We start from the raw sequence: 4,030 nt of genomic DNA on the forward strand, positions 1-4,030 counted from the left end.
GCCCGGAGCAGGCCCCGGCTCCCGGGCCCGCGTCCGCCGGGGCCTGCTCCGGGCCCTGCCCGTCTCCCCCGCCGTCGTCCTGCTCGCGCTCTTCCTCGCGGGCCCGATCGGCTACTGCGCCTACATCGCCTTCACCGATCTCCAGCTCACCGGCCAGGCCGAGTCGAGCTTCGTGGGGCTCGACAACTTCCGGGAGGCGTTCGGCGACGAACGGTTCCTCAACGCGGTCTGGCTCACCCTCGTCTTCACGTTCCTCTCGTCCATCATCGGCCAGAACACCCTGGGCCTGGCCCTCGCCACCCTCATGCAGCGCGCCTCCAAGCCGGTCCGCACCCTCACGGGCGCGATCGTCGTCACGGCGTGGGTGCTGCCCGAGGTCGTCGCGGGCTTCCTCCTCTACGCCTTCTTCCGCCGCGAGGGCACCCTGAACGCCGTCCTCGACTTCCTCCGTCTGCCGTCCCAGAACTGGCTGTTCACCCTGCCGATCCTCGCGGTGTCGTTCGCGAACGTCTGGCGGGGCACGGCGTTCTCGATGCTCGTCTACTCCGCCGCCCTCAACGAGATCCCCAAGGAGATCACCGAGGCCGCGGAGGTCGACGGCGCGAGCGGCTGGCGCCGCATGTGGCACATCACGCTGCCGATGATCCGCCGCTCCATCGGCACGAACCTCATGCTCAACACCCTGCAGACGCTCTCCGTCTTCGGTCTGATCTGGGTGATGACGCGCGGCGGCCCGGGAAACGACAGCCAGACGCTCCCGCTCTTCATGTACGAGCAGGCCTTCCAGAAGAGCATGATCGGGTACGGCACGGCCGTGGCCCTGCTGCTGCTCCTGGTCGGCTCCCTGTTCTCCGTCGTCTACATGCGCCTGCTGCGTACGGAGGTTTGAGTGGCCGTCAAGTCGTCCTCCCGTACGCCGCGTTCGCGCCGCGCCTCGCACCGCCTCGCCGCCGACGCGGGGCTGCTGGTGGTGGCCGTCGCCTTCGTCCTCCCCCTCGCCTGGGTGGTCCTTTCGTCCCTGGACCCGAAGGCGGACCTCAGGGTGCGGCTCCCCGACAGCCTCACCCTCGACAACTACGACAAGGTCCTCACCCCCGAGATCACCTTCACCCCGCTCCTCAACAGCCTGCTGCTCTGCGGCGGCGGCACCCTGCTGACGGTCGTCTGCGCGGCCCTCGCCGCATATCCGCTCTCCCGCTACCGCTCCCGTCTGAACCGCCCCTTCATGCTGACGATCCTGTTCGCGACGAGCCTGCCGATCACGGCGATCATGGTCCCGGTGTACGCGCTGTTCGTGCAGGTCGACCTGATCGACACGATGCAGGGCACGATCTTCTTCTTCGCCGCCTCTCAGCTCCCCTTCGCCATCTGGCTGATGAAGAACTTCATGGACGGCGTCCCGAAGGAGCTGGAGGAGGCGGCGTGGACGGACGGCGCGTCGTCCTTCCAGTCCCTGCTCCGGATCGTGCTCCCCCTGATGGGGCCCGGCGTGGCCGTGGTGACGGTCTTCTCGTTCGTCATGATGTGGGGGAACTTCTTCGTCCCCTTCATGCTCCTGCTCACCCCGGAGCAGATGCCCGCGTCGGTCAGCATCAACGACTTCTTCGGCAACAAGGGGACGGTGGTCTACGGCCAGCTGGCCGCGTTCTCGATCCTCTACTCGACGCCGGTGATCCTGTTGTACGTCCTGATCTCGCGGAAGCTCGGGGGAGGGTTCGCGCTGGGCGGCGCGGTGAAGGGCTGAAAACAGGCTTCCCCCGCGGACACAGAACTGTGACATGAGTTCGCGCCGATACGTCCCCGGCGCCCCATTCGTGGCTACACATCTCCCTGGCATCGGGCCCGGCTCCGCACTAGCGTGCTGAGCTCGCACCCTCCCCCACCGCGCCAGGAGCCGACAGTGAACCGCCCTCTCCGCCTAGCGACGGTCGCGCTCACCGCGGCCGCGGCCCTGCTCCTGACGTCCTGCGCCAGCGACGACGACAAGCCGAGGAGCGACGACGAGATCGCCGGCGCGGACCAGGGGGACGGCAAGAAATCGACGCCGCCGGACGAGCCCGCGCGGGACGTCGCGGACCGGCCGAAGATCGAGCTCCCGTCGGACCTGACGTACGAGTTCGAGTGGAACAAGACCGGCGACAAGACCAAGGACGCGGTCCTCGCCGACACCGAGCAGTATCTGAAGGCCGTCGACCTGGCGATCGCGGAGCAGAAGCCCCTGCACAAGGCCTACCGGTTCTACTCCGAGGGCGAAGCCGCCGCCGGCAGCCAGAAGTTCGTGCAGGAGTACGTCGACTACAAGGACCGGATCACCGGCACCAAGCGCTACTTCAACGCCCGGGTGGACCTCACGGGCGGCAAGACGGCAGGCCTCGTCTACTGCGAGGACCAGCGCAAGGCGCACAACAAGAGCCTGAAGACGGGGAAGACCGCCAAGGCGGCGGCGCCGTCCAAGGACGACTTCGTGCTCTACAGCAGCCGACTGCACGTGAACGAGCAGGGCGTCTGGGTCACCGAGACGACCACATCCGACCGGGGGAACGACACATGCCAGCCATGAGAAGGAAGCCACTCATAGCCGCCGGAGCCGTGGCGATGGCCGCGGCGCTGCTGCTCCCGGGGCCCGCGGCCGCGCGCACCGGCCACGGCGGCACCGCGAACGGCGACGCCGAAGGCCCCACCGAGAACGGCGGCGACGGCTCGCTGCTGGCCACCGCGGGCGGCATCCGCTACGACGACTCCAAGAACGGCTCGGGCCCCAAGGCCGGGCCCATCGCTCCCACGGGCGACTACAGCCCGCCGCCCTGCTGGTACGGCCCCACCTACACCCCCGCCCAGTTCAAGAAGGAACGCGAGGCGATCTGGGCGGTCGACTCCACGGGCGCCCAGTGGGACCTGGAACAGCGCAAGCGCTACGTCGAGGGCGAGCCGTACAAGAACTTCAACCTCGACAAGGCGGGCAAGGGCTACTGGTGGACGTCGTTCCCCAACAAGACCTACCCGCCCGGCTGGGACAAGTGCAACAAGGAGACCTTCTGGGTCGACGAGGGCGACCCGCCGCCCGCCGGCATCCCCGCCATCGACCCGGAGATCCTGGCGAAGCTCGCGTACGCCAGGATCCGCGTCCCCGGCACCGAGGTGAAGCTGGCCCCCGATGCCGCGACGAAGGTGAACCTGCCCACCTGGGCCTGGCTGGACGGCGCGGAGTTCAAGCCGGTGTCGGTCACGGCCAGGGTCGACGTCCTCGACATCGAGGCGACGACGACCGCCGAACCCGTCTCCCTCAAGATCGACCCCGGCACGGCGGACGCGGAGACCTACCCCGCCTCCGGCGTCTGCGAGATCGTGAACGGCAGGATCGGCGCGCCCTACGCGAAGGGCAAGTCCAAGGAGACCCCGCCCTGCGGCGTGAAGTACCTCCGCTCGTCCGGCGACGGCTCGTACCCGCTGAAGGCCACCGTGACGTGGAAGATCCACTGGACGGGCACCGGCGTCAACGGCGAACAGAAGCTGCCCGACGGCGAGTTCGGGGCGGAGCAGGACGTGGTGGTGGAAGAGATCCAGTCCATCAACCGCTGACCACACGTTCCACAAGAGGGGGAGGCAGCACGGTGCGGGGGCGGTTGCTCAACGGCCGTTACGAGTTGCTCGCGCCGATCGGCGCGGGCGGCATGGGAGAGGTCTGGCGCGCACACGACGGACGCCTCGGCCGCGAGGTCGCGGTCAAGCTCCTCGTGCCGGGTCCTGCCGCGTCCGAGGACGAGCGACGGGAACTCCTGGCCCGCTTCCGGCAGGAGGCCCGCGCCGCCGCCTCCCTGGACAGCCCGTACATCGTCGCCGTCCACGACCACGGCGAGGACGACGGGACGCCGTATCTGGTGATGGCCCTGGTGCCGGGCCGCTCGCTGGACCAGGTGCTGCGCGAGAGCGTGCGGGTGCCGGTGGCGGACGCGCTGCGCTGGGCGGCCGACATCTGCCGCGCGCTGGACGTGGCGCACGCGGCGGGCATCGTGCACCGCGACATCAAGCC

Annotated in this window: 5 protein-coding genes; all 5 read left to right on the forward strand. The window is 69.1% G+C overall.

Features of this window, described 5'->3' with window-relative positions; genetic code table 11:
- A partial coding sequence (locus AOK03_RS22230) for a carbohydrate ABC transporter permease (protein WP_055567079.1) occupies nt 1–889 on the forward strand: 889 nt, incomplete at its 5' end.
- Nucleotides 890–1,744: a carbohydrate ABC transporter permease gene (locus tag AOK03_RS22235; protein ID WP_055567080.1), complete on the forward strand. Its 855-nt coding sequence runs from the start codon at nt 890–892 to the stop codon at nt 1,742–1,744. It begins immediately after the preceding gene.
- Nucleotides 1,745–1,900: 156 nt separating this feature from the next.
- Nucleotides 1,901–2,560, forward strand: a complete 660-nt coding sequence (locus tag AOK03_RS22240) for a hypothetical protein (protein WP_055567081.1) — start codon at nt 1,901–1,903, stop codon at nt 2,558–2,560.
- Entirely contained in the window at nt 2,548–3,579 is a 1,032-nt protein-coding gene (locus AOK03_RS22245) for a hypothetical protein (RefSeq protein ID WP_055567082.1), read from the forward strand. The genes AOK03_RS22240 and AOK03_RS22245 overlap by 13 nt, the downstream gene beginning before the upstream one ends.
- A 32-nt stretch (nt 3,580–3,611) precedes the next feature.
- On the forward strand, nt 3,612–4,030 hold a 419-nt coding region (locus tag AOK03_RS22250), incomplete at its 3' end, for a protein kinase domain-containing protein (protein WP_157869043.1).

The sequence above is a fragment of the Streptomyces atriruber genome (assembly GCF_001418325.1).
Classification (GTDB): Bacteria; Actinomycetota; Actinomycetes; order Streptomycetales; family Streptomycetaceae; genus Streptomyces; species Streptomyces atriruber.